The sequence below is a fragment of the Bacillus sp. JK106 genome (genome assembly GCF_053663355.1).
In genome coordinates this window covers 670,999-694,509 of record NZ_JBSJQC010000001.1, presented here as the reverse complement: position 1 = coordinate 694,509, position 23,511 = coordinate 670,999, and the positions used below count along the sequence as shown (strand labels likewise).

Annotated in this window: 19 protein-coding genes and 1 other annotated feature; of the genes, 3 read left to right on the top strand and 16 right to left on the bottom strand. The window is 46.1% G+C overall.

Going from position 1 to position 23,511, the window contains the following annotated elements:
- Window positions 1-9 precede the first annotated feature (9 nt).
- From ACWJJS_RS03545 to ACWJJS_RS03490, 12 genes are all read right to left on the bottom strand, one after another.
- On the bottom strand, window positions 10-1,266 hold the full coding sequence (locus tag ACWJJS_RS03545) for an aminotransferase class V-fold PLP-dependent enzyme (protein WP_454023320.1): 1,257 nt from the start codon (window positions 1,264-1,266) through the stop codon (window positions 10-12).
- Entirely contained in the window at window positions 1,232-2,161 is a 930-nt protein-coding gene (locus ACWJJS_RS03540; protein ID WP_454023319.1) for an NAD-dependent epimerase/dehydratase family protein, read from the bottom strand. Before ACWJJS_RS03540 ends, ACWJJS_RS03545 begins: the two co-directional genes overlap by 35 nt.
- On the bottom strand, window positions 2,158-3,288 hold the full coding sequence (locus ACWJJS_RS03535) for a DegT/DnrJ/EryC1/StrS family aminotransferase (RefSeq protein ID WP_014305849.1): 1,131 nt from the start codon (window positions 3,286-3,288) through the stop codon (window positions 2,158-2,160). Before ACWJJS_RS03535 ends, ACWJJS_RS03540 begins: the two co-directional genes overlap by 4 nt.
- Before the next feature lie 49 nt (window positions 3,289-3,337).
- Complete coding sequence (locus ACWJJS_RS03530) at window positions 3,338-4,675, bottom strand: nucleotide sugar dehydrogenase (protein ID WP_326362201.1); 1,338 nt, start codon at window positions 4,673-4,675, stop codon at window positions 3,338-3,340.
- Between the two features lie 264 nt (window positions 4,676-4,939).
- Window positions 4,940-6,220, bottom strand: coding sequence for a M28 family peptidase (locus tag ACWJJS_RS03525; RefSeq protein WP_454023318.1), 1,281 nt, complete (start codon window positions 6,218-6,220; stop codon window positions 4,940-4,942).
- 168 nt (window positions 6,221-6,388) lie between these two features.
- The gene (gene eno, locus ACWJJS_RS03520; protein WP_007409956.1) at window positions 6,389-7,681 is read right to left on the bottom strand and encodes a phosphopyruvate hydratase; all 1,293 of its coding nucleotides are present in this window, start codon (window positions 7,679-7,681) and stop codon (window positions 6,389-6,391) included.
- A gap of 27 nt (window positions 7,682-7,708) precedes the next feature.
- The gene (gpmI, locus tag ACWJJS_RS03515) at window positions 7,709-9,244 is read right to left on the bottom strand and encodes a 2,3-bisphosphoglycerate-independent phosphoglycerate mutase (protein WP_454023317.1); all 1,536 of its coding nucleotides are present in this window, start codon (window positions 9,242-9,244) and stop codon (window positions 7,709-7,711) included.
- Window positions 9,237-9,998 carry a triose-phosphate isomerase gene (gene tpiA, locus ACWJJS_RS03510; protein WP_003151618.1) on the bottom strand — a complete coding sequence of 254 codons (762 nt, stop codon included), beginning with the start codon at window positions 9,996-9,998 and terminating at the stop codon, window positions 9,237-9,239. Before tpiA ends, gpmI begins: the two co-directional genes overlap by 8 nt.
- Window positions 9,999-10,023: 25 nt before the next feature.
- The gene (locus ACWJJS_RS03505) at window positions 10,024-11,208 is read right to left on the bottom strand and encodes a phosphoglycerate kinase (protein WP_003151616.1); all 1,185 of its coding nucleotides are present in this window, start codon (window positions 11,206-11,208) and stop codon (window positions 10,024-10,026) included.
- Between the two features lie 321 nt (window positions 11,209-11,529).
- The gene (gap, locus tag ACWJJS_RS03500; protein WP_003151611.1) at window positions 11,530-12,537 is read right to left on the bottom strand and encodes a type I glyceraldehyde-3-phosphate dehydrogenase; all 1,008 of its coding nucleotides are present in this window, start codon (window positions 12,535-12,537) and stop codon (window positions 11,530-11,532) included.
- 33 nt (window positions 12,538-12,570) lie between these two features.
- Entirely contained in the window at window positions 12,571-13,605 is a 1,035-nt protein-coding gene (gene cggR / locus ACWJJS_RS03495) for a gapA transcriptional regulator CggR (RefSeq protein WP_003151607.1), read from the bottom strand.
- Between the two features lie 264 nt (window positions 13,606-13,869).
- Window positions 13,870-15,264: a sugar porter family MFS transporter gene (locus ACWJJS_RS03490; RefSeq protein ID WP_003151605.1), complete on the bottom strand. Its 1,395-nt coding sequence runs from the start codon at window positions 15,262-15,264 to the stop codon at window positions 13,870-13,872.
- Between the two features lie 256 nt (window positions 15,265-15,520).
- Here ACWJJS_RS03490 and ACWJJS_RS03485 point away from each other — a divergent pair, with 256 nt between their 5' ends.
- Window positions 15,521-16,609, top strand: a complete 1,089-nt coding sequence (locus ACWJJS_RS03485; protein ID WP_072589588.1) for a GntR family transcriptional regulator — start codon at window positions 15,521-15,523, stop codon at window positions 16,607-16,609.
- A gap of 29 nt (window positions 16,610-16,638) precedes the next feature.
- Here the strand turns inward: ACWJJS_RS03485 and ACWJJS_RS03480 are convergent, their stop codons facing one another.
- Window positions 16,639-17,922 (bottom strand): ATP-binding protein, encoded by a 1,284-nt coding sequence (locus ACWJJS_RS03480; protein ID WP_077722866.1) that lies wholly within the window; start codon window positions 17,920-17,922, stop codon window positions 16,639-16,641.
- 122 nt (window positions 17,923-18,044) lie between these two features.
- The gene (locus ACWJJS_RS03475) at window positions 18,045-19,049 is read right to left on the bottom strand and encodes an LLM class flavin-dependent oxidoreductase (RefSeq protein WP_071392303.1); all 1,005 of its coding nucleotides are present in this window, start codon (window positions 19,047-19,049) and stop codon (window positions 18,045-18,047) included.
- 275 nt (window positions 19,050-19,324) lie between these two features.
- Between ACWJJS_RS03475 and ACWJJS_RS03470 the strand changes: the two genes are divergently transcribed.
- Entirely contained in the window at window positions 19,325-19,732 is a 408-nt protein-coding gene (locus ACWJJS_RS03470; RefSeq protein WP_003151600.1) for a hypothetical protein, read from the top strand.
- Window positions 19,733-19,763: 31 nt separating this feature from the next.
- Here the strand turns inward: ACWJJS_RS03470 and ACWJJS_RS03465 are convergent, their stop codons facing one another.
- Window positions 19,764-20,642: a LysR family transcriptional regulator gene (locus tag ACWJJS_RS03465; protein WP_071392304.1), complete on the bottom strand. Its 879-nt coding sequence runs from the start codon at window positions 20,640-20,642 to the stop codon at window positions 19,764-19,766.
- A 97-nt stretch (window positions 20,643-20,739) separates the two neighbouring features.
- Here ACWJJS_RS03465 and ACWJJS_RS03460 point away from each other — a divergent pair, with 97 nt between their 5' ends.
- A complete protein-coding gene (locus ACWJJS_RS03460; RefSeq protein ID WP_003151595.1) occupies window positions 20,740-21,657 on the top strand; it encodes a DMT family transporter in 918 nt (305 codons plus the stop codon).
- A 34-nt stretch (window positions 21,658-21,691) separates the two neighbouring features.
- Here ACWJJS_RS03460 and ACWJJS_RS03455 read toward each other — a convergent pair whose 3' ends face one another.
- Complete coding sequence (locus ACWJJS_RS03455) at window positions 21,692-23,032, bottom strand: amino acid permease (protein ID WP_022553812.1); 1,341 nt, start codon at window positions 23,030-23,032, stop codon at window positions 21,692-21,694.
- A 61-nt stretch (window positions 23,033-23,093) separates the two neighbouring features.
- Window positions 23,094-23,333, bottom strand: a binding site (T-box leader).
- Between the last annotated feature and the right edge of the window lie 178 nt (window positions 23,334-23,511).

Genomic DNA, 23,511 nt, shown 5'->3' with positions numbered 1-23,511 from the left:
TTATCACCACTATTCAGTCTTATTCTGTTGCTCACAATATGATAAAACGGATTCGGCTACATATCTGGCTTGCTCCTTTTGAAGAGGAGGTTTAAACGGCAGAGAAAGAACTCTTTTCCAAAGCGGATCTTCCCCTTCTTCCGCCGCATATGTTTCATAAATCGGAATACGTTCGAGGGGAAGATAGTTCCAGCATGTTTGGATGCCTCTTTCGGCTAAATAAACGGAACACCCGTACCGCTCTTCATCCCGGGGGAATACAATCGTTAAATAATTCAGATGTTCTCCTTCCTGAGGCTGGATCATCTTTATGCCGTACGTCTCTTCCGCCTTTATAAAGATTTCTCCCGCCGCTTGTAAGTTTCGGAGTGAGGCTGTTACAAGCTGACCCATACGTGAAAGCTGATCTTCAATAATGGCTTCCCTTGCCGGATGCATGCGAAGCACCGGTACAAGAGCCGGTTTATCCGGCAGAGCTTCTAGCTTTGTGGCTTTCATGGAAGGCATGATGCCCGCTTTTCTATAAATATATGAAACGGGATGATGCCGTTTCCGTTTCATAACAGCCTGTATTCTTTGATTTCTGATATAGGATCGATAGTCATTTGCTACTCGGCCGCGCCGTTCCATCGGGGGAGCTGCATTTTGCTTCAGCAATTCTTTCGGCGCGATTAACGCGCCGCCTCCGATACTCGCAAGCGGTTTTGACGGGCCAAAGCTTAAAATGCCCAAATCGCCCAGACCGCCGGCATATGTATCCGCTTGTTTTGTAAACATGGCTTGAGCGGCATCATCAATGACAAAAATACCGTGTTCCTTCGCCCAGTCAATGATGGCGGTATTTTCTCTCCGTCCGTATACATGCGTGAGGATAACCGCACACGTCTGCCGCGTCGCTTTTTTTTTGACATCCTCAAACGATAAAGAAAGATGCTCATCCAGCTGCGCAAAAACAGGCGTTGCACCGGATTGCACTACGGCATCAATGACATTCGGGCAGCTGAAGGATGAGAAAATCACTTCTTTCCCCGGCCCGGCTCCCGAATAAGTTAAGGCGAGCACCAGTGCCGCACTGCCGCTGGAGGTCAGCACAACCCCTTTTCCATACCGTTTTTCCAGTTTTTCAGTCAGTCTGCTTTGTCCGGCAGTAAGCAAGTGCTTCACCGCGCGCAGACGGCCCCTGACGGAAAGCTGTCCGGGATAAACGGGATATTTGACTACTTCCGGGTTTTCAGGAAAGTGAAAGTTTGTGCTTTTGTCTTTCATCTTTTATGATCTCCAGGCCTTCATTCAGACTTACTTTTGGATCGTAACCGAGTAAACGTTTCGCCTTCTCGATTGACGGCGCCCGTTTAAAAATCTCGATGTCTTTTCCCCTCACGCCGTCTTCGCCCAGCTTTTTAAACAAATAGTTATCCTTCTCTCTGCCTGAGAGCACATTGACTTTTTCAGCCAGTTCTTTTATCGTGATCGGCTGGTCGTTTCCGATATTGAAGTCTTCAAAGACGGCTCCTTCATGAATGAGCGCGAGATAAGTTCCGGTGACGATATCACTGACGTAGCTGAAGCAGCGTATTTGTCCGCCGTCCCCGTAAAGAGGCAGCTCAGAGCCATTCTCGGCCAGGCTGAAAAACTTGTTGATGACAAAATCCTCGCGCTGTTTCGGCCCGTATACATTAAAGTACCGGACGACCCGAATATGAAGTTCGTCGGAAGCCTGTTCTCTCAAATATTCCTCTGATTGCAGTTTGGCTTTTCCGTAAGCCGATTTCGGAAGCTTTCGGCTTGTCTCGGTATAAGGAAAATCCGGTGAATCGCCGAACACTTCTGAACTCGATGAGAAAAGAAGTGTGCTGATTCCCAATTCACCGCATACCTCGGTGACATTTTTCGTTCCTTCAAAATTGACCCGTATGACGTCTTCTTCATTGCTTCGGCAGCTGTCCACTCCGACCATTGCCGCCAAATGGACAACCGCATCCGCTCCCCGCAGTGATTCGCGGAGGGATGTCCGGTCAAGGATATCCGTTTGGCGGTATTCAGTGTCAAAATCGGGCTCCTTTTGGTCTGCAATAATGGTGTGATAACCTTTAGCCTGTAATAATGCTGCCAATTCGCTTCCGATAAAACCGGCTCCTCCGATAATCGCAATATGTTTCATGATCCTACCTCCTGGCTGATAGTCAAAACTTCTTTTATAGACTTGACAATATAGCTGCAATCCTCATCTGATAACTGGCTGTAAAGAGGCAGTGACACGATCTCCCGGAAAACACGTTCAGTAACCGGAAGCTCGGCAGGAAAATGTTTTTGATAGTAAGGATGCATATGCACGGGAATAAAGTGCACGCTGAGCCCGATCTGTTTTTCTTTCATTTTCTCAATAAACAGATCTCTGTCCATGCCGCCGTTCTCTCGGATCCGCAAAATGAATAAATGCCATGAGTGCGTTATGCCGTTTGGAATGTCAGAAAGCGGAAGCGCTGCTTTGTCAGATTGGCCCGACAGTTCACGTACATAAAATTGAGCGATCTGTGCCCGTTTTTCTTGAATTTCGTTTGCACGCTTCAATTGAACCAGACCGAGCGCGGCCTGAATATCCGTCATATTATATTTAAAGCCCGGCAGTAACACGTCGTATCTCCAGCTGCCTTTTTCACCGTACCGGTTCCAGGCATTTTTTGTGATGCCGTGCCAGCCGTACAGCCTCGCTCTTTCTGCGGCCTGTTCGTCTTTCATGACGAGTGCTCCGCCTTCCCCCGTTGTAATATTTTTGGTGGCATAAAAGCTGAAGCACACGGCATCTCCATGAGTGCCGATCATGCTTCCGTTATATTTTGTACCGAGCGCATGAGCGGCGTCTTCAATCAGATACAATCCGTTTTCTTTACAAATGGACTGCAAGTTTTCCAGATCAGCCGGATAGCCGGCAAAATGAACCGCAATTACCGCTTTTGTGCGCGGCGTTATTTTCTTCCTGACATCTTCAGGATCGGCACATAGACTTTTCTCGCATATATCCGCAAACACAGGAACGGCTCCGGCGTGCAGGATGACATTGACGCTGGAACAGAACGTGAAGCTCGGCACGATGACTTCATCGCCTTCTCCCACACCGAGCGCCAATAAAGCCATATGTAATGCAGCAGTGCCTGAATTACAGCTGATGACGTGTTCGGCTCCAATACATTCTCCCAGCTTTTTCTCAAAATCGATTACCTTCGGGCCTTTCGAAATCCAGCCCGACTGAATCGTTTCGGTTACGCTTGCGATTTCTTCGTTTGTCATATCAGGTCTGTGAAAAGAGATAAATCGATTACTAATGACCGTTCCCTCCTTATAAAGTGACAACTCTGCAATTGTCGGCTGATTTTTCCCTGCATACATTTCTTGTGTCAAAGATAATCGGTGAGGCATCCTTCAAAATACTGTAGTCGATTACATCGTGATCTGTATGAATGATGATGACGTCGTACTGATTGATTTGTTCTCTTGTGAAAGGGACAGATTGTTTGCGGCTTCCGTCATTCAAGCGGATCTCGCTGATAAACGGATCATGATAATCAATTTTTGCGCATCCCTTGTCCATCAATTCTTCCATTATCGTAAACACTGAGGATTCACGCGGGTCATTTGTATTTTTTTTATAAGCGGCCCCTATTATTAAGATGCTGCATTTGTCTTTGCCCGCCAGTTTCAAAGCATAGTCAGAGACAGAAATCGGCATGTTAGAATTGATTTCGTCCGCCAGATCAATTAATTTTGTCTGCAGTCCTTTTTCATTCGCGATCCATTTGAAGTAAAAAGGATCAATCGGGATACAATGGCCTCCGACTCCGGGGCCAGGGATAAATTTTTGAAAGCCGAACGGCTTCGTGTCCGCCGCGCAGATGACTTCCCATATATCAATATCAAGTTCACGGCAATTAAGCGCCATTTCATTGATAAGAGCTATATTGACATAACGATAAGTATTCTCTAGGAGTTTAGCTGTTTCAGCTACTTCGGGTGAGGTGACCGGGTGAATGCTTGTAACAATGGTGTTGTAAAACGCTGAGGCAAGTTCTGTGCAAGTCTGTGTGGTTCCGCCGACTACTTTAGGAATATCTGAAACTTCATATTGCCTGTTGCCCGGATCGATTCTTTCCGGAGAATAAGCCGTAAAAAAGTCTGTTCCTATTTTCATGCCGCGGCTTGATGCCATTCTGTCGGCAATCTTTTTTTTCGTTGTTCCGGGATAGGTGGTGCTTTCTAAAATTAAAAGCTGATGCTGCCTTCCATAAGCGATCATGCTGTCAACTGCACTGTCGATGTAGGTTAAATCGGGGATCTTGTCTTTTTTGTTCAGGGGTGTCGGTACACATATCACAATGATGTCGCATTTTTGGATGAGCGACATGTCGGCGCTGATTTGAAAGCGTTCTGTTTGTAAAGCCGAGTTCAGTCTGCCGTCCTCTATATCTTGAATATGGCTGCTTCCGGCGGCTAACAAGGAAACCTTTTCACTGTTTTTGTCGAATCCGATCACATTGTATCCTTTATCGACACATTCCAGCGCAAGAGGAAATCCCACATATCCCATGCCTAACACGCCTACTATCGCCTGCTTCGTTTCAATCAGATGTAACAGCCGTTTTTGACCAAGGTTGCTGGCTTCTTTTGTGACAGTATTCATTTTTCGCCCCCTAATAGATAGAAAAGAGTATTGTTTTTTACAATTTAAAACAAATATCGATCGATATCGCAATTATAACAAAAGTTAAAATTTGATAAATGAGTTTTACATCCTTTTGTGAATTAGGTATTATCTATTTATTTTTCTTTTATTTGTAAAATAAAATCCTGTTAAATGGTATATATCTGGTAACGAGTGAGAAAATCTCCCTTAATTGATAGAATATACAGAAAATAATATAAAAAACAGGCCGAAGCCTGTTTTTTATTCTTTCATTGCCTCAGTTACTGCTGCGGAAACGAGTGCCCCGGCTTTCTCTAGCCGTTCCTTGCTGATGTGTTTCATATTATCATTTTCGGTGTGGTACCAGGGCCCCGGCTCCTGTGTATCGGGGCTGAGCCAAATCCAGTTAGCCGACGGAATCCCCGCTTCATAAAAAGAGACATGGTCTGAGTAACCGAGCTGAATCAGGTTTGGCTTGACCAACCGGGATTTTTCAGCGGCTTTTTCAGCATACCGGACACTCGGGTTTTCCCTGCCGTCAGGAGTCGTGACACACATTTGACTCGCTTCTTCCCAGTCAGTCGCAATCATATCGGCATTAAAATTGGCCTGGCTGTGCTTTCTTTCATTATCCGTGAGTGTACTGACGTAATAAGATGAACCCGCAGACCATAATTCTTCTGCACCGAACAGGATAAAGCGGATCTCTTTGTCTTTCGGTATGTGTGTCAATTGCTTGCTGATTTCCAGAACGGCAGATGTGCCTGAGGCGTTATCATCCGCTCCGGGCGCGCCTTTTACGCTGTCATAATGCGCTGTGACATAAATAATATCAGCATCAGAAGGGTCGGCCTGTGCCGCTTTGCGCGTTCCTATGATATTTTGTGAGGTGCGGTTTTTATAGTTTTTAAATTGAATGACTGCCTGCTTTTCCTGCAGCAATGCTTCACCGTCTTCTTTTTTCATACCCGCCGCCGGTATCGTGATTCCTTTATCGGTCTGCGGACGGACGGCGAGCGGTTTTGTTGTCTGATTATAAATAATGACTGCTTTGGCTCCCGCTTGTTCGGCATGTTTGATCTTTTGAGAAACGGGGATCTTTCCTTCGCGTATCACCGCAATCTTTCCTTTGGCTCCTGTTACGTCATTGCGTGATCCGCAGCCGCCGTCAAAAATCCCGCCTTCTATTTTGAGCTCTTTTTCAACAGCGGATTGATCAGCGGAGCGGAGCGGGAATTCATGATCTCCCGCTGTGACTGAACCTGAAAAGTACTTTTTCAATGGAAATGACTGTACTTTGACACTGGCGCCCTGAGCCCGCAGACGATTCAATATGTATTCAGCCGCTTCCTTTTCTTTCGCGGTTCCGGTTTCCCGCGGCCCGATGGTTTCACTCAGATCATGCATAGTGTCCAATGCCTCATCGGCATCAAAAACCGGCTCGGTCACGGCTGAATAAGCATGGGTTTCGGACAGCGGTCCGGCAGATGCGCCCCATATGACGCTTGCTGCCACCGCGGCTGACATAAATGAAAATTTCATCATAATCCCTCCTCTTATTAACACCTCTTCCCTTTCGATTGAAGAACACTGATTCCTTTAAAAAGGGGAAAAATGAATATTATTGACCAAATGAAGATGGAGAAAAAGGAGGGAAAAGCCCGGGACCATAAAAAAACGCCGGGAGATATTCTCCCGGCGTCCATTCCATTACTTATTCAAGTTATAGAAAGAGTTGATACCGTGGTATTGAGCAGTTTCAGCCAACTGATCTTCGATGCGAAGAAGCTGGTTGTATTTCGCAACACGGTCCGTACGGGACGGAGCACCTGTTTTGATTTGTCCTGCATTAGTTGCCACAGCGATGTCAGCGATTGTGCTGTCTTCAGTTTCACCGGAACGGTGAGAGATAACGGCAGTGTAGCCCGCGCGTTTCGCCATTTCGATCGCATCGAATGTTTCAGTCAATGTACCGATTTGGTTTACTTTGATCAGGATAGAGTTGCCTACGCCGTTTTTGATACCTTCAGCAAGCTTTTTCGTGTTTGTAACGAAAAGGTCGTCACCGACAAGCTGAACTTTTTTGCCAAGACGCTCTGTAAGAAGTTTGTGGCCTTCCCAGTCGTTCTCGTCAAGTCCGTCTTCGATAGAGATGATTGGGTATTTAGAAACCATTTCTTCGTACCAGTCAACCATTTCAGCAGATGTTTTCACAACGCCTTCGCCAGACAGATGGTATTTGCCGTCTTCTTTGTTGTAGAACTCAGAAGATGCAGCATCCATAGCAAGCTTCACTTCTTCGCCAGGTTTGAAGCCGGCTTTTTCAATTGCTTCAACGATTGTTTGAAGCGCTTCTTCGTTAGAACCAAGGTTCGGAGCGAAACCGCCTTCGTCACCTACAGCTGTGTTCATTCCTTTAGCAGAAAGAACTGATTTCAGGCTGTGGAAGATTTGAGCGCCCATGCGAAGCGCTTCACGGAAGTTAGGCGCGCCTACAGGCATAATCATGAATTCTTGAATGTCTACGTTGTTGTCAGCATGCTCTCCGCCGTTTACGATGTTCATCATCGGTACAGGAAGCGTTTTTGAGTTGAATCCTCCAAGGTATTGGTAAAGAGGAATCTGTAAGAAATCAGCAGCTGCGCGCGCACAAGCCATAGATACGCCAAGGATTGCGTTCGCACCGAGTTTGCCTTTGTTTTCAGTTCCGTCAAGCTCGATTAAAAGCTGATCGATTGCGTTTTGTTCAGTTACGTCAAAGCCGAGAAGCTCTGGAGAAATGATTTCGTTTACGTTGTTAACAGCTGTTAACACGCCTTTTCCAAGGTAACGGTCTTTGTCGCCGTCACGAAGCTCAACCGCTTCGTATTCACCTGTAGAAGCTCCGCTTGGCACTAACGCGCGGCCGAAAGCTCCTGTTTCTGTATATACTTCAACTTCAACTGTCGGGTTGCCGCGGGAGTCAAGGACTTCGCGTGCATAAACATCAACAATGTATGGCATGAGTTTGTCTCTCCTTTTGATTTACGCTTATTTTTGAATTAAAGATGTTCCGGTCATTTCTTTCGGTTTTTCAACACCGAGAAGGTCTAATAACGTTGGTGCGAGGTCGCCTAGGATTCCGCCTTCGCGCAGCGTCACGCCTTCTTTCGTCACAATGACAGGGACTGGGTTTGTCGTATGGGCAGTGTGCGGTTCGCCTGTTTCTGTAATCAGAATGTCCGCATTACCGTGATCAGCGGTAATGATGGCATGTCCGCCTTTAGCGATAATGGCGTCAACCACTTCGCCTAAGCATTCGTCCACTGCTTCAATTGCTTTAATCGTCGGTTCGACCATTCCGGAGTGGCCGACCATGTCAGGGTTTGCAAAGTTCAGGATGATCGCGTCGTGCTTGTCAGCCGCGATTTCTTTTACAAGAGCATCCTTCACTTCATACGCGCTCATTTCAGGCTTCAGGTCATATGTCGCGACCTTCGGCGAGTTAATGAGGATGCGCTCTTCGCCCGGGAATTCTTCTTCGCGGCCGCCGCTCATAAAGAACGTAACGTGCGGATACTTTTCAGTTTCTGCAATGCGAAGCTGTTTTAAATCGTGCTGTGCTAATACTTCACCGACCGTATTGTCAAGGTTTACCGGTTTAAAAGCCACATATCCGTCAACAGATTCACTGAAGTGAGTCAGGCAGACGAAATACAGGTTTTTCGGATGATTTTCACCGCGGTCGAAATCGCGGAAATCTTTGTTGGTAAACGTGTTTGAAATCTGGATGGCGCGGTCTGGTCTGAAATTATAGAAAATCACAGAATCGCCGTCATGAATTTTCGCAACGGGTTCACCGTTTTCTTTTGTGATGACGGACGGAATGACGAATTCATCATGAATGCCGTTCGCATAAGAATCGTCGACTACATCCATCGCGCTGCGGTAAGACGGGCCTTCGCCGTAAGCCATTGCGCGGTACGCTTTTTCCACACGGTCCCAGCGTTTGTCGCGGTCCATAGAGTAGTAGCGTCCGGAAATGCTGGCGATTTCGCCGACACCGATTTCTTCGATCTGCTCATTCAGCTGCTGAATGTAAGTTTTCGCCGTTTGCGGACCTACATCGCGGCCGTCGAGGAAACCGTGAATATACACCTTCGTCAGTCCTTCACTTTTCGCAAGTTTCAGCAGCGCGAATAAATGATTGATGTGACTGTGTACGCCTCCGTCAGAAAGAAGGCCGAACAGGTGCAGCGCTTTGTCGTTGTCTTTCGCGTTTTTGATGGCGTCAAGGAACGTTTGATTGCGTTCGAATTCGCCTTCGCGGATGGCAACGTTCACGCGTGTTAAGCTTTGGTACACAATACGTCCGGCGCCGATATTTAAATGACCGACTTCAGAGTTCCCCATCTGTCCTTCAGGCAGTCCGACTGCTTCGCCTGATGCCGTCAGCGTCTGATGAGGGTATTGGTTCCAATAACGGTCGAAATTCGGTTTTTTCGCTTGTGCGACTGCGTTTCCGACTGTTTCATTGCGTAATCCGAACCCATCAAGAATGATGAGTGCAGCTGGTTTTTTACTCATATTGACCTTCCTCCAATAATTGAACGAATGACTGCGGTTCAAGGCTTGCGCCGCCGACCAAAGCACCGTCAATATCGGACTCTGCCATATATTCTTTAATATTTGCAGGTTTTACGCTGCCGCCGTATTGAATGCGGAGCTTATCAGCAGTTTCCTGGCTGAAGCTTTCAGCAACGACTTTACGGATATGCGCGCAGACGTCATTTGCATCTTTCGCTGTAGAAGATTTGCCTGTTCCGATTGCCCAGATTGGCTCGTACGCAATAACGGAAGCGGCAACTTGCTCTTCAGAAAGACCCGCAAGACCTTTTTTCACTTGATCGGCAACAAGATCATTTGTTTTTCCGGCTTCGCGCTCTTCAAGCGTTTCACCTACGCAAATGATCGGCACAATGCCGTGTTTGAAAGCGGCATGCGCTTTTTTGTTAACTGTTTCATCAGTTTCAGCGAACATTTCACGGCGCTCAGAGTGTCCGATGACGCAGTAATCCACGCCAAGGTCTTTCAGAGCGACCGGGCTGATTTCACCTGTGAACGCACCGTTTTCTTCAAAATGCATGTTTTGGGCGCCGACTTTCAGGTCAGTTCCTTTAACAGCAGAAGTCAGCTTTTCTAAGAAAAGAGCTGGTGCGCAAACAACGGCTTCCGCTTTGTCTGCTGCTGGAATGGAAGATTTCACTTCTTCAACGAAGCTGACAGCCTCGCCGAGTGTTTTGTTCATTTTCCAGTTACCGGCTATAATTGGTTTTCTCATCTGTTCCACTTCCTTATAGCAGTTTTTATTTATCGTTCAGCGCAGCTACACCCGGAAGCTCTTTGCCTTCCATGAATTCAAGGGATGCGCCGCCGCCTGTTGAGATATGGCTCATTTTGTCAGCAAGGCCGAATTTTTCAACGGCTGCCGCAGAGTCTCCTCCGCCGATGACAGAGTATGTATCGTTTGCCTCTGCCAATGCTTCAGCCACTGCTTTTGTGCCTTGAGCGAACAAGTCGATTTCGAATACGCCCATCGGTCCGTTCCATACGACAAGTTTGCTGTTTTTGATAACTTCAGCGTACGTTTCGCGGGTTTTCGTTCCGATGTCGATCGCTTCTAAATCACTTGGGATCTCAGAGATCGGCACGATTTGAACGTTTGCATCGTTAGAGAAATCATCAGCAACGAGAACGTCTTCCGGCATATAGAATTTAACGCCTTTTTCTTTCGCGCGGTCCATGAATGATTTTGCAAGTTCGATTTTATCTTCTTCAAGAAGAGATTTACCGACTTCATAGCCAAGCGCTTTTACGAATGTGTAAGCAAGACCTCCGCCGATGATCAGGTTGTCCACTTTATCAAGCAGACTTTCGATTACGCCGATTTTGTCTTTTACTTTCGCGCCGCCGATGATTGCCGTAAACGGGCGCTCAGGATTTGTCACGGCTTTGCCGAGAACGTCAAGCTCTTTTTCCATCAGGAATCCTGCAACCGCCGGCAGATGCTCGGCAATTCCGGCTGTAGATGCGTGAGCACGGTGGGCAGCACCGAATGCGTCATTGACATATACATCCGCAAGCTCAGCAAATGCTTTAGCAAGCTCAGGATCGTTTTTCTCTTCACCAGGGTAGAAACGTACGTTTTCCAATACAAGAACGTCTCCGTCCTTCATATCAGAAATTTGTGCTTTTACAGCATCGCCGTAAGCTTCATCCGCTTTTTTCACTTCTTTTCCGAGCAGTTCGCCTAAGCGTGCAGCGACAGGAGTTAAACGAAGCTCCTCAACCACTTCGCCTTTCGGGCGGCCTAAGTGGCTCGCAAGAAGGACTTTCGCGCCTTGGTCTGCAAGGTGTTTGATTGTTGGAAGCGCAGCTCGGATACGAGTATCGTCTGTTACTTCCCCGTCTTTCATTGGAACGTTAAAGTCAACGCGGCAGAATACGACTTTGCCTTTTACGTCGATGTCTTTTACTGTTTTTTTATTCATGCCTTAGGAGATCCTCCTTCAAAATGGTTTGCATAGCACGAAAAACGTGAAACGTGAAACCGCCTCATGATGCTTCCGCCGCGGGGCAGATTGCAGCTTCCGGGCACGGGGCAGATCGTCTTCTGAGCCAGGGCAGGCGGCTCAGAAAACGAAAGTGCCGCGGAAACTTCAAAACGCGGACGTTCTGCAGCAATCCGGCGCTTTCTGAAAGCCGGTTCTCATGGAAAAAGGGAAAGGGAGTCCGTCCCCTTCCCTTGTCCGCTTTCATTATAGCGTTTCTGTCCGAAAGAACCAAGTCCGGCCCTTTCCGGGAGCTATGAATTAAAGACCTTGTTTTGCGATGTAAGCTGCAAGGTCAACAACGCGGTTAGAGTAGCCGCTTTCGTTATCGTACCAAGAGATTACTTTTACCATGCTGCCTTCCATAACCATTGTAGAAAGAGCATCGATTGTAGAAGAGTTAGCATTGCCGTTGTAGTCTCCGGATACTAATGGCTCTTCGCTGTATCCAAGGATTCCTTTAAGATCGCCTTCAGCCGCTTCTTTAAGAGCTGCGTTTACGTCTTCAGCCGTTACGTCTTTGTTAAGTTCAGCAACTAGGTCAACAAGAGAAACGTTTGGAGTCGGCACACGCATAGCTCCGCCGTTCAGTTTGCCTTTCAGTTCAGGAAGAACAAGGGAAACTGCTTTAGCAGCACCAGTTGATGTAGGAATGATGTTTTCAGCTGCTGCACGCGCACGACGGTAGTCTTTGTGCGGAAGATCAAGAATTTGCTGATCGTTTGTGTAAGAGTGAACAGTTGTCATCATACCGCGTTTGATGCCGAATTTGTCGTTAAGTACTTTTGCAAACGGCGCAAGGCAGTTTGTTGTGCAAGATGCGTTAGAGATAACATGGTGGTTAGCCGCATCGTATTTGTCTTCGTTAACACCCATAACGATTGTGATATCTTCTTCGTTAGCAGGTGCAGAGATGATAACTTTTTTCGCGCCTGCTTCTAAGTGTTTCGCAGCGTCTGCGCGTTTTGTGAAGAAACCAGTAGATTCAACTACGATTTCAACGCCTTGTTTGCCCCAGCTGAGTTTCGCAGGATCGCGCTCAGCAGAAACTTCGATTGTTTTGCCGTTAACAACAAGGTTGCTGCCGTCAACTTTAACTTCTGCATCTAATTTTCCGTGTACGGAATCATATTGTAAAAGATGAGCAAGCATGTTAGCGTCTGTTAAATCGTTAACTGCTACTACCTCAACTTCAGGATTGTTTAATGCTGCGCGGAATACGTTACGTCCAATACGACCAAAACCGTTAATACCGACTTTTACTGCCATGATTATTTCCTCCTTTAAATAAGTGAGAGATATTTATATTGAGGGACTGTTATCCCTTAATAACTTCTTTGCGGCTCCTTCGTCCGTGACGAGAACCGTGTTTCGCTGCTTTTTAAAATAAGCTTCGATTGCTTCCGCTTTTGATGATCCGCCCGCTACCGCAATAATGTCGGGAATGGCATCGAGGTCATCGAGCTGCATTCCGACTGAATGCACCTTGTGAACGACTTCTCCGTCCGCATTAAAGTAGTAGCCGAATGCCTCTGTCACCGCATGATTGTCATCTATTTTCTTCAAATCTTCCAAAGGCGTGTTTCTTCGCTCCGCCATTGTTCTAGCTTCGCCGATTCCGTGAACGAGCATACTCGCTGATTTAATCGTGTGAAGCACCTCTTTTACGGAAGGTTCTTCAATAATAGATGAGTAGGCGCCTTGTGACAGCTGTCCGGGAACGAACAAAAGCCGGTAAGTGCCTGAAGCCTTTTCCGCCATATGCGCGCATATGGTGTTCGCCTGGTTTTTCACGTCTTCGCCTAAACCGCCTCTTGCGGGCACAAACAGGAGCTCGCGGTTTTTTGAATCCGGCGTCATCATATCGGCGACGGCTTCAATTGTCGTACCGCCGGTTACAGCGACGATATTTTTGCCTGAAAATCTCTTTTTCATACATGCAACGGCCGCTCTCCCTAATTCTTTTTTGACCCAAGGAGATTGGTCGCTGTCTCCGGAAACAATAATGGCGTCTTTCAGATTAAGCCGCTCTTTTAATGTCTTTTCCAAAAGCGTCAATCCTAAAACATCCTTCATCGTATCTTCCAGAATCGAAAGCAGTGAATAGCCCTCTTCCGTCATTGTCATGCCGTTTGTTTTAATATCGATGAGATTCTGTTCTTTCAAGAACTGAACCTCGCTTCTGAGAACGCGCTCGGTCAATCCGAGACTGGCTGCAAGACTTCTGCGGCCGATCGGTTCTGTAAGCCTGATATACTGCAAGATTTCAAATCTTTTCTGCATCACAAGCAAAAGATCAGGCAATAATTTTTTTTGAGCTTGTATTAACTGGTTCATGACTCAAACGTTCCTTCCTATTCATACTGGACAGAAAATGTCCCGCTATGACAAAAAACGTCCCATCATAGCCAAAAAAAATTATGTCTGCTTTCTTTAATTATTTTAACAGGATGACATTGTTAATTCAACTGTTAAAGGTCAATTCCTCGACATTCTTCGCAGGATTTACCAGTATCTCCTTGATACAGTCATTATATACAGAAACGGAATGAAGGTGACAGACAAAAGCCCGCCGGAGCGGACTTTTGTCGTAAAACGCTTTCATTTTATCCAGAGTTTTTCTATTTCTTCTAATGATTTATTTTTCGTCTCAGGGCAGATCGTCACGACAAACAAGAAACAGAGAATATTAATGACGGCGAATATCCAGAAGGTGTACGCGAGCCCTAACCCGCTGATCATCATCGGCACGAACTGGCCGATCGCCCAGTTGGCCCCCCATAAGAATATCGTCGCAATACCGGCGGCGCGTGCGCGGAGGTGGTTCGGAAAGATTTCCGAAATCATGATCCACGTAATCGGCCCGACTGATACGCAGAAAGCGGCGACGAATCCCAATATGATGACGACTAAAGCCGGACCGCTCGCCAGCTGAAAATAAAAGGATGCCCCGATTAAGATCATGAACAGCGCCATAAAGGCAGATCCGACCCCCATCAGCTTTTTCCGGCCTACCTTATCGACTAAAAGAACCGCGATAATGGTGAAAATCACTTCAACGACACCGACGATGCATGTCGTGATAAACCCCGCATTCTGTCCGAAGCCCATCATTTTGAAAATTTCCGGCCCGTAATACGTAATTGCGTTCATGCCGATGACCTGATTGAATAAAGCCAGCAGAATCCCGATCACAAGCGCTTTTCTCAGCCCCGGTTTAAACAGCTGAGACAATGAACCCATTTTTTCTAATTGTAAAGACGTTTCGATTTGTTTGATTTCTTCTTTCGCGGTCTGCTCGCCGTTAATGCGCGTCAGCACGGCGAGGGCTTCATTCCGGCGCCCCGCTTTCGCAAGCCAGCGCGGACTTTCCGGCACGATAAGCAGCACGATAAAAAAGATGACGGACGGAATCATGCCGTAAGCGAGCATCCACCGCCAGCCGGTGTGCACACCCCATTCATACGAGCCGGACTGCTGGACGGCGAGGTTAATAAAATAAGTGCCGGAGATCCCTAATATCGTAAACAGCTGATACAGTGAAGACAGACTGCCGCGTATGGCCGGCGGAGCCGCTTCGGTAATATACGTGACAGAAAGCGAGGAGCCCATGCCGATTCCGAGACCGCCGATGACTCTGGCGATCACTAAGGAAGACACACTTTGAGAAAGCGCAGAGACAACCGCTGACACCGCAAACAACAGAGCCGCTGCCATCAAAATCTTTCTCCGTCCGAAACGGTCACTCAAAAATCCGGAAATTCCGACGCCGAAAACACCGCCGATCATAATGCTTGAAATCACGAGCCCTTCCATAAAAGGACTTAAGCGGTACAAATCTTTCAGGAAACCGATGGCGCCGGAAATCACCGCCGTGTCATAACCGTACAAAAGCCCTCCCAGTCCGGCCGCGCATGAGATGAGAATGACAAACCACTTGGAATGCTGCCGAGTGACAGGTACATTTGAGCCAATTGGTGCCGGGTGATTCTTCATGAATTTTACCCTCCCGCGAATAATAGAATAAAAACGCTTACAAAACAGAGTGCGGCGCTTGACGTTGCTTTGTTTTCTTCAGAACCGCCACATTTGTACGTACTTATAAAGAATTTTATCTAAAAATAAGGAAAATTAGTACGTACAAATAAAGAATAAGCAGTTTTTCATAATCTGTCAATTATTTTTACAGCTTGATGAAAGGGCTTACTATGTTATACTGGAATTTGTCCGTATACATTTTGGAGGAATTGATATGCTACCGAAATATGCTCAAGTAAAAGAAGAAATTTGTTCATGGCTGAATCAAGGAAAAATACAGCCGGACGAAAAGCTGCCTACGGAAAATGAGCTGATGCAGCAGTTCGGGGTCAGCCGCCATACCATCAGAAAGGCGATCGGAGATTTGGTCTCGCAGGGGCTGCTGTACAGCGTTCAGGGCGGAGGCACCTTTGTCGCTTCACGCACGGCGAAATCAGCCATGCATTCAAACAAAACGATCGGTGTCATTACAACGTACATATCAGACTATATTTTCCCGAGCATCATCAGGGGAATTGAATCTTATTTAAGCGAACAGGGGTATTCCATGCTGCTGACGAGCACCAACAACAATACAGAAAGTGAGCGGCGCGGCCTTGAAAACCTGCTGTCCAAAAATATAGACGGGCTGATTGTCGAGCCTACGAAAAGCGCGCTGCAGACGCCCAACATCGGCTACTATCTCAACCTGGAGAAAAACGGCATTCCGTTTGCCATGATTAACGCCTCTTATGCGGAGCTGGCCGCACCGAGCTTTTCCGTCAATGATGTCAAAGGCGGCATGATGGCTTGCGAATACGTCATGTCCCTCGGCCACACGCACATTATGGGTATCTTTAAAGCGGATGACACGCAGGGCGTCAAACGGATGAACGGCTATCTTCAGGCGCACCGGGAGCGCGGGATTTTCCCGTCTCCGGACATGATCGTGACTTATACGACTGAAGAAAAAGAAACCGTGCTTCTGCAAAAAATTAAGCATACCCTTGAGCAAAACAGCGGATCATACCCGACGGCCATTCTTTGTTATAATGATGAAATTGCGCTGAAGACGATTAATCTTCTCAGAGAATTCGGCTTAAAGGTGCCTGATGACGTGTCAGTCATGGGCTATGATGATTCACATTTCGCCCAGATTTCCGAGGTGAAGCTCACCTCTGTCAAGCATCCGAAATCCATTATGGGGAAAGCGGCGGCAAAATACGTCATCGACTGCTTAGAGCATAAAAAACCGAAGAAGGATGACGTCGTGTATGAACCGGAACTCGTCATCCGGAATTCAGTCAAGCGGATCGGCGAATAAAAATGGGCAGATACAATAGTATCTGCCCATCAGTCATTAAATTGAAAACTAAGCTGAAAATCATGAGGCGGAAGAACATCATCTATATTTTCTTTATTAAAATGCTTTAAAATATAATAAAATAACGAATCTGAAATATATAGTCTTTTATCATAGTATGTAAAGACCTTTGGAAAGATATCCTTTTTGGATTGCAATTCATCGAAGTGATTAAGTACAGAGGTCAGCGCACCATGATTTATTGACTTTTTCTCATGGATTCGGTGAATATTCTCATATAAGTACTGAAAAGAAAATCCTCTCCTCGCTATATCTGGATCAGATGTTAACACAATTTTCATTATATAATAGTATAACTTCAGCTTCGCTTTTCTTTCTCCATCTGCAATGTCTTGTATTTTTGTCAAATATTCCTCGCTTACTCTTTTATAATACAGAGCATTACATTCCTTAGCTAATTCAAGACTGTCAAGAACAATGTAATTCCGACTTCTCTTTCTTATTCCACTTTCACGACAAAAGTCAAAAAGAAGTTGTTGATATACAGCAACTATTTGGCTGGATGCCTCTATAAAATAATTTGTTACATTTTCACTAATGTCTATGTTCAGCTCTTTACAGCCTCTACTCTTTATATTCATTAAATCTCTAGTAGACCATTTAGTAGCATCAATATAATCAATCCTTTGAGATAATTCTCCATTGAATTTTTCAAAATAGCCATTTATAATTTTCGTCCCGATTATAATGAATCTTAAGCCGCTTTGATAAAACATTTTCAGGTCAAAAGCCAACAGATATTGATCGACTAAATTTAAATAATGAAAGTCATCCAGTACGATAAACTGAATACCTTTTTCCTTCAGTGATTCAGCCACTCTGACACTTACGGTCTTGGGAAGATCCATTTTCCCTGATTCACTTAATAACTCTTTTTCAGATGAATCTCCGGTCACTTTCGCTTTTAAAAATTGAAATAGGTTCGCCTCTACTTGACTATCAATTTTTGAGCACTTTTCAATACTTTTGGAGAAGTTATCAGATATCTCCACACCAGATTTGTATAAAATTTGTGTGTAAATATCAGCTAAATCAACTCCCTTCGTACAGTCTATCACTATAGTGTTTTCAGCTTTGGTTACATATTTTTTTCTTAATAATGTTTTTCCGACTTTTGTTTCACCATATATTACGATGTGATGATCCGTAAGTTCAATTTTATCTTGGTAATCCTCATCAATTTGTTGTCTATCAACATAACTTTTTAAAACATTCCGCGATATACCGAAAACATCTTTCAAAGAAACATCCAAATTTTTATTCCCTCCCTATATTTCAAGAAAATTTTTCTAATAAATAATATCATAATAGTATGAAATTTCATATTATTACATAAAAACAGGCAGCACACTATATATTATGTGCTGCCTGTTTTTCATCTTTTTAATTCGGCAATGATCTCAAATGATCTCATTCTGTCGGCATGCTCAAAGCTTTCTGAATTCACCATGATTTCATCCGCCTGTGTTGTCCGGATGAAGCTTTCCAGCTTTTCCTTCACACGCTCCGGTCCGCCGACGATCGTTGAACTGAGCTGTTCATTGACCATCGCTTTTTCATACGGCGACCAGATTTGATCCATGTCTTCAACAGGAGGCTTCAGCTGGTTCGGCGTGCCGCGGACGAGGTCTAAAAATCTTTGATAATGCGATGTCGCCAGATGCTCCGCCTTTTCATCCGTATCGGCGGCAATGACGGTGACGCCGACCATCGCGTACGGTTGATCCAGTACGTCTGACGGACGGAAGGAGCTTCGGTACAGCTCAAGGGCGGGCACGGTGTTTTTCGGTGAGAAGTGAGCCGCAAAGGCGAACGGAAGGCCGAGCTCTCCCGCAAGACGCGCGCTGAAGCCGCTCGAGCCCAAAAGCCAAATCGGCACGTCCAGCCCTTCGCCCGGAATGGCGCGGACTTGATTGCGCACATTGCCTGTCGGTTTGAAGTAATTTCTCAATTCTTCAAGCTGCTCCGGAAAATCTTCCCCGCTATTTATGTTTCTTCTTAAGGCTCTCGCCGTTAATTGGTCGGTTCCCGGCGCGCGTCCGAGCCCCAGGTCAATCCTCCCCGGATATAACGTTTCAAGGGTTCCGAATTGCTCCGCGATTATAAGTGACGAATGATTCGGCAGCATAATGCCCCCTGAACCGACGCGGATTTTTTTCGTGCCGCCGGCGATATGGCCGATCAGCACCGCCGTTGCCGAGCTGGCAACTCCTTCTATATTATGATGCTCCGCCAGCCAATAGCGGTTATAGCCCCACTCCTCGGCGCGGCGCGCTAAATCCATGCTGTTGCGGAACGATTCAGCAACCGTTCCCCCCTGTACGACCGGCGATAAATTCAATACGGAAAACGCAGTATCTTTCAATGTATGTTCAGCCATCGTTTTCTCCTTTATGGTTTAGTGTAAGCAGATCTTAAACAAGGTCTCTACCACACACCTTACCACAGCTTTTCCCGTGAGTTAAACAATTTGATTCGATGATCTTCGAACAATCAGTCAGCGGTCGTCACTAGTGAACTCTGTATGAATGAATCTATTACATTCAGATATGAAGAGCTTTTCATCCTATAAAAGTGAAAATCTCTCGTTGAAAAAACATATCCAATAATGTTAAGATATGTATGATATTGAATAGGAAGGAAGTCATAGTCTATATGCGTAAAAAAATCTTAATGGCACTCACCACAGCTTTACTGGCAGCAATCTTCTTTACCGGAAACACCGATAAGGCATATGCCGCAGACTTTTATTCCGGCACTCAGCAGCATTTAAATGTAAGCGGATTTACCGATGCCTCCTACTACACGAAAAAAGCGAAAAGTGTCGATTTTACTCTCAGTACAGCGTATCCGTCAGATCGAACTTTTAAAGGAAACCTATACTTACAGCGAAAGTCCGGAAAGAAATGGACGACTTGTAAAAAAACAACCTTTTCTTTCTCAGTAAGGGTGACTAAGTCATTCTCTTTAAAAGGATGCAAGACAGGTTATTATCGTGTCAAAGCTACGTTCAGCGGTTCAAAACTTGTCAATACGACAAATTCTTTTAAAATTAACCGATAAGATTCAGGGCCCTAAGATCATTAGGGTCTTTTTATTCATTCTTTGTGAGCTCCTGCGCGATTTGAATAAAAAGTTTTGCCGCCAATGAAGCCTCTTTTACAGAAGGAACGGCAAGCAGAACATCACGGTACACCGCCTGATTGAGTTCTCTTGTCACGACATTTTCCGGCAGCGATATTCCCGACATAGACATTTGTGATAATATCGCAATTCCCAGTCCCTCTTTGATCATGCTGATGGACGTATTGACGTTGTAAACAGTGAATGCGGCAGTCAGCACAGACCCTGCCTCCTTAAACATATCAATAAACGGTGATTCGTATCCTCCGTCACAGATGATCATCGGCTGGCGGTCAAGATCTTTCAGAGTGATAGACTCACAGCAGCAAAGCGGATGATCATTTCTAAGCACGACGGCCATTTTATCTTTTTTCAGCGGCAGATATTCCATGTCTTCCGTAGGAAAAAGAGTGATCCCCACGTCTATTACCCGGGAGCGGAGCCATTCCTTTACTTCGTTAACCGTTCCTTCATGAAGTACCAACTCAAGCTTCGGATATCGTTTTTTAAACACGCTGATCAGTTTTGGAATGAAATAAGCGGAAGCGGCCGGAAATGTGCCGATGTGAATCGTTCCCTGTTCAAGCCCTCTTTCCGCGGCCGCCAGCTGCTCGGCTTTTTCTATGCCTTTGAGCACCTCTCTGATATGAACGAGAATTTTTCCGCCCGTGTCCGTGAGCCTTACGCCGTTGCGGCGCTCGCGGATGATCAGCTTGATGCCGAGCTCTGACTCAAGCGCCGAGATGGCATGGCTGACGGCGGGCTGCGTCATATTCAGCGCCTGCCCCGCTTTTGTAAAGCTTCCCGTTTCAGCGATTTGAACAAAAACCCGCAGTTGTGTAATCGTCATAACGTTTTACTTATGCTCCTCATAAAAAAGATTCATTTTATTTATCTTACTGATTACCGTATCATATGATGGAATTGTTCTACAAGGAGTGAACGACGTGAAACAGCTTTCGAAAATACAGACGGCTCTTATGCTGGCGTTTCTAGTCACGGTATGGGGAATTAACTGGCCGCTGACAAAGGCCGCGCTTGCCTATTCGCCGCCTCTTCTGTTTGCCGGAATCCGCACGCTGATCGGCGGACTTCTATTATTAATGGTGGCGCTGCCCCGTTTTAAAAAGCTGCGTTTTAAAGAAACGTGGCCGATCTATCTGATTTCTGCCATTTTAAATATTACTTTATTTTACGGCCTGCAAACGGTCGGCTTGAATTACCTGCCTGCCGGCTTATTTTCAGCCATCGTGTTTTTCCAGCCGGTGTTAATGGGCGTTTTTTCTTGGCTGTGGCTCGGGGAATCGATGTATCCTTTGAAAATAGCCGGTCTTATTCTGGGCTTTGCCGGTGTCGCCGTCATCAGCGCAGCCGGTTTCGGAGGCCATATTTCCATCGCCGGCATTCTTTTGGCCTTAGGCTCCGCGGTCAGCTGGGCGCTCGGCACGGTATATGTGAAAAGAACGGGCGGACGCGCGGACTCTATCTGGATGGTCGCTCTTCAGCTTCTGATCGGCGGCGTGCTGCTTGTCAGCTCAGGCCATTTTTCAGAAAGCTTTTCAGCGATTCAATGGAAAGCTCCGTTCATTCTCAGCCTTCTGTTCATTTCGGTATTTGTCATCGCGCTCGGCTGGCTCGCCTTTTTTACGCTTGTCGGTTCAGGGGAAGCAAGCAAGGTTGCCTCTTACACCTTCCTGATCCCGCTCATATCCATTGTCGTCAGCTCGATATTTCTGCATGAGCCGCTGACCGTCAGCCTTTTAGCCGGACTGCTTCTGATCGTCACAAGCATTTGTTTTGTGAATATAACACCGAAGAAACTGAAAACACCTGCTCTGGCCGCAGAAAAAAAGGCCGTTCATTAAAAAAACTCTTGCCGCGCGGCAAGAGTTTTTTTATTTATTGACGTCTCCCTTTTACGAGATACGCAGCCGTAATGAGGAGATAGATGGCCGCAGTGATGCATGTGATGACGATGGATGTCGTCGCAATTACGCCGATCAGGATGGCCAAAAGCGCAAGCACCGCGAACCATGTCGTGTACGGGAACCATTTGACGTAATAAGCCGGCTGTTCTGTTGAATGTTTTCTTGATTTCAAATGGGCAAATCCGATAATCAGCCAGATGAACAGCACGGTATAGCCGAGGGAACCCATCAAATAATTAAACGTCTGGCTTCCCGCAAATAATGAAATCAGGACGCCTACATATAAAAATGACGTACAAGTCAGAATCGCATAGACGGGAACCTTTTTCTTCGATAGTTTTGAAAAGATTTTCGGCACCCGGCCGTCAGAAGCCTGCGTAAATAAGACGCGGGATGATCCGTACAGTCCCGAGTTCATAGACGAGATAATCGCAAGAAGAATGACGGCATTCATAATATGGTCGGCACCCGGAATTCCGATCATCTTAAATACTATGACAAACGGGCTTTCGGGAACGCTGTTGACTTGATTCCAAGGAATCAGGCTGACGATGATGAAAAACGGCAGCAAGTAAAAAGCGACAATCCGCGTTAACGTGCTTCGGACAGCTTTTGGGATCACCTTTTCGGGATTTTTTGTCTCCGCCAGCGTGACGCCGATGATTTCCGTTCCTCCGTATGAGTAGATCACGACGAGCATCGCCGTAATGACGCCCCCCGCTCCATGCGGGAAAAACCCTCCGTGATCCGTTAAATGAGACAGCCCCGGCGCCGTGTGATTGCCGAATGAGAAAAATAATAGCAGAATTCCGCATAAAATAAAGATGACAATCACCGTAATTTTAATGAGCGCGAGCCAGTACTCCGTCTCGGCAAACAGTTTCACAGAAAGCATGTTTACGACCGTCACCACGATGGAAATGATCAAAGCCAGTATCCATATCGGACATTCCGGCAGCCAATATTGAATGAAAATGGCGGCTACGACCGCCTCCGCGGCAATATTGAGCACCCACATTTTCCAATAGATCCAGTCTAAAAAGTATGCAGCGTACGATCCTAGAGACTGCTGAACCAAATCACGGAACGTCCTTGCATGTTTGTTTCTGACGGCCATTTCGGCCAGCCCCTGCATAATAAACAGCAGAATGATTCCGCCGAGGAGGTAGGCCAGTAACACGGACGGCCCCGCTTCATCAATCGCCGTGCTGCTGCCTTTAAAGAGCCCGGCCCCGATTGCGCCTCCAAGCGCCATCATCATAATGTGTCTGGACGACATCGTCCGTTTTAACGTTTGCTTGTCCTTTTCCATTTATCACACGCCCTCTCGCAAAAAGTGTTCATCACATAAAAAAACACGCCGCCTCTTTAGGAAAAGAGACGGCGTGCCTCAGGCAGCCGCGGTACCACTCTTGTTGATCCCGAATATCCGGAATCCAGCTTAAAAACCTTTTAACGAAGGTCAGCCGTTAGGACATAGGGAATATTCCGACAATTCCGTTCCGCCCTGCCACTTCCGGGCGAGTTCAAAGAACAATCAGTCCGCGTTTCACCAACCCGCAGCTCTCTTTTTCTGACTGGATTCTTTTACTGCTCCCGTTCACAGTGTTTTATGTTAAATGAATCTCTTGAGTTTTTATTTTCTGAATATAGTAACATAATATACAGTCTTCTATTTTCAAAGTCAATACTAATTTTTGCCGCTGGTTTTCTTATCACCTATATAAGACATTTTGACTGAACATGTTTATCTTCATATGAGGGTTGAGACGGCTCCTAATATGGCGTAAT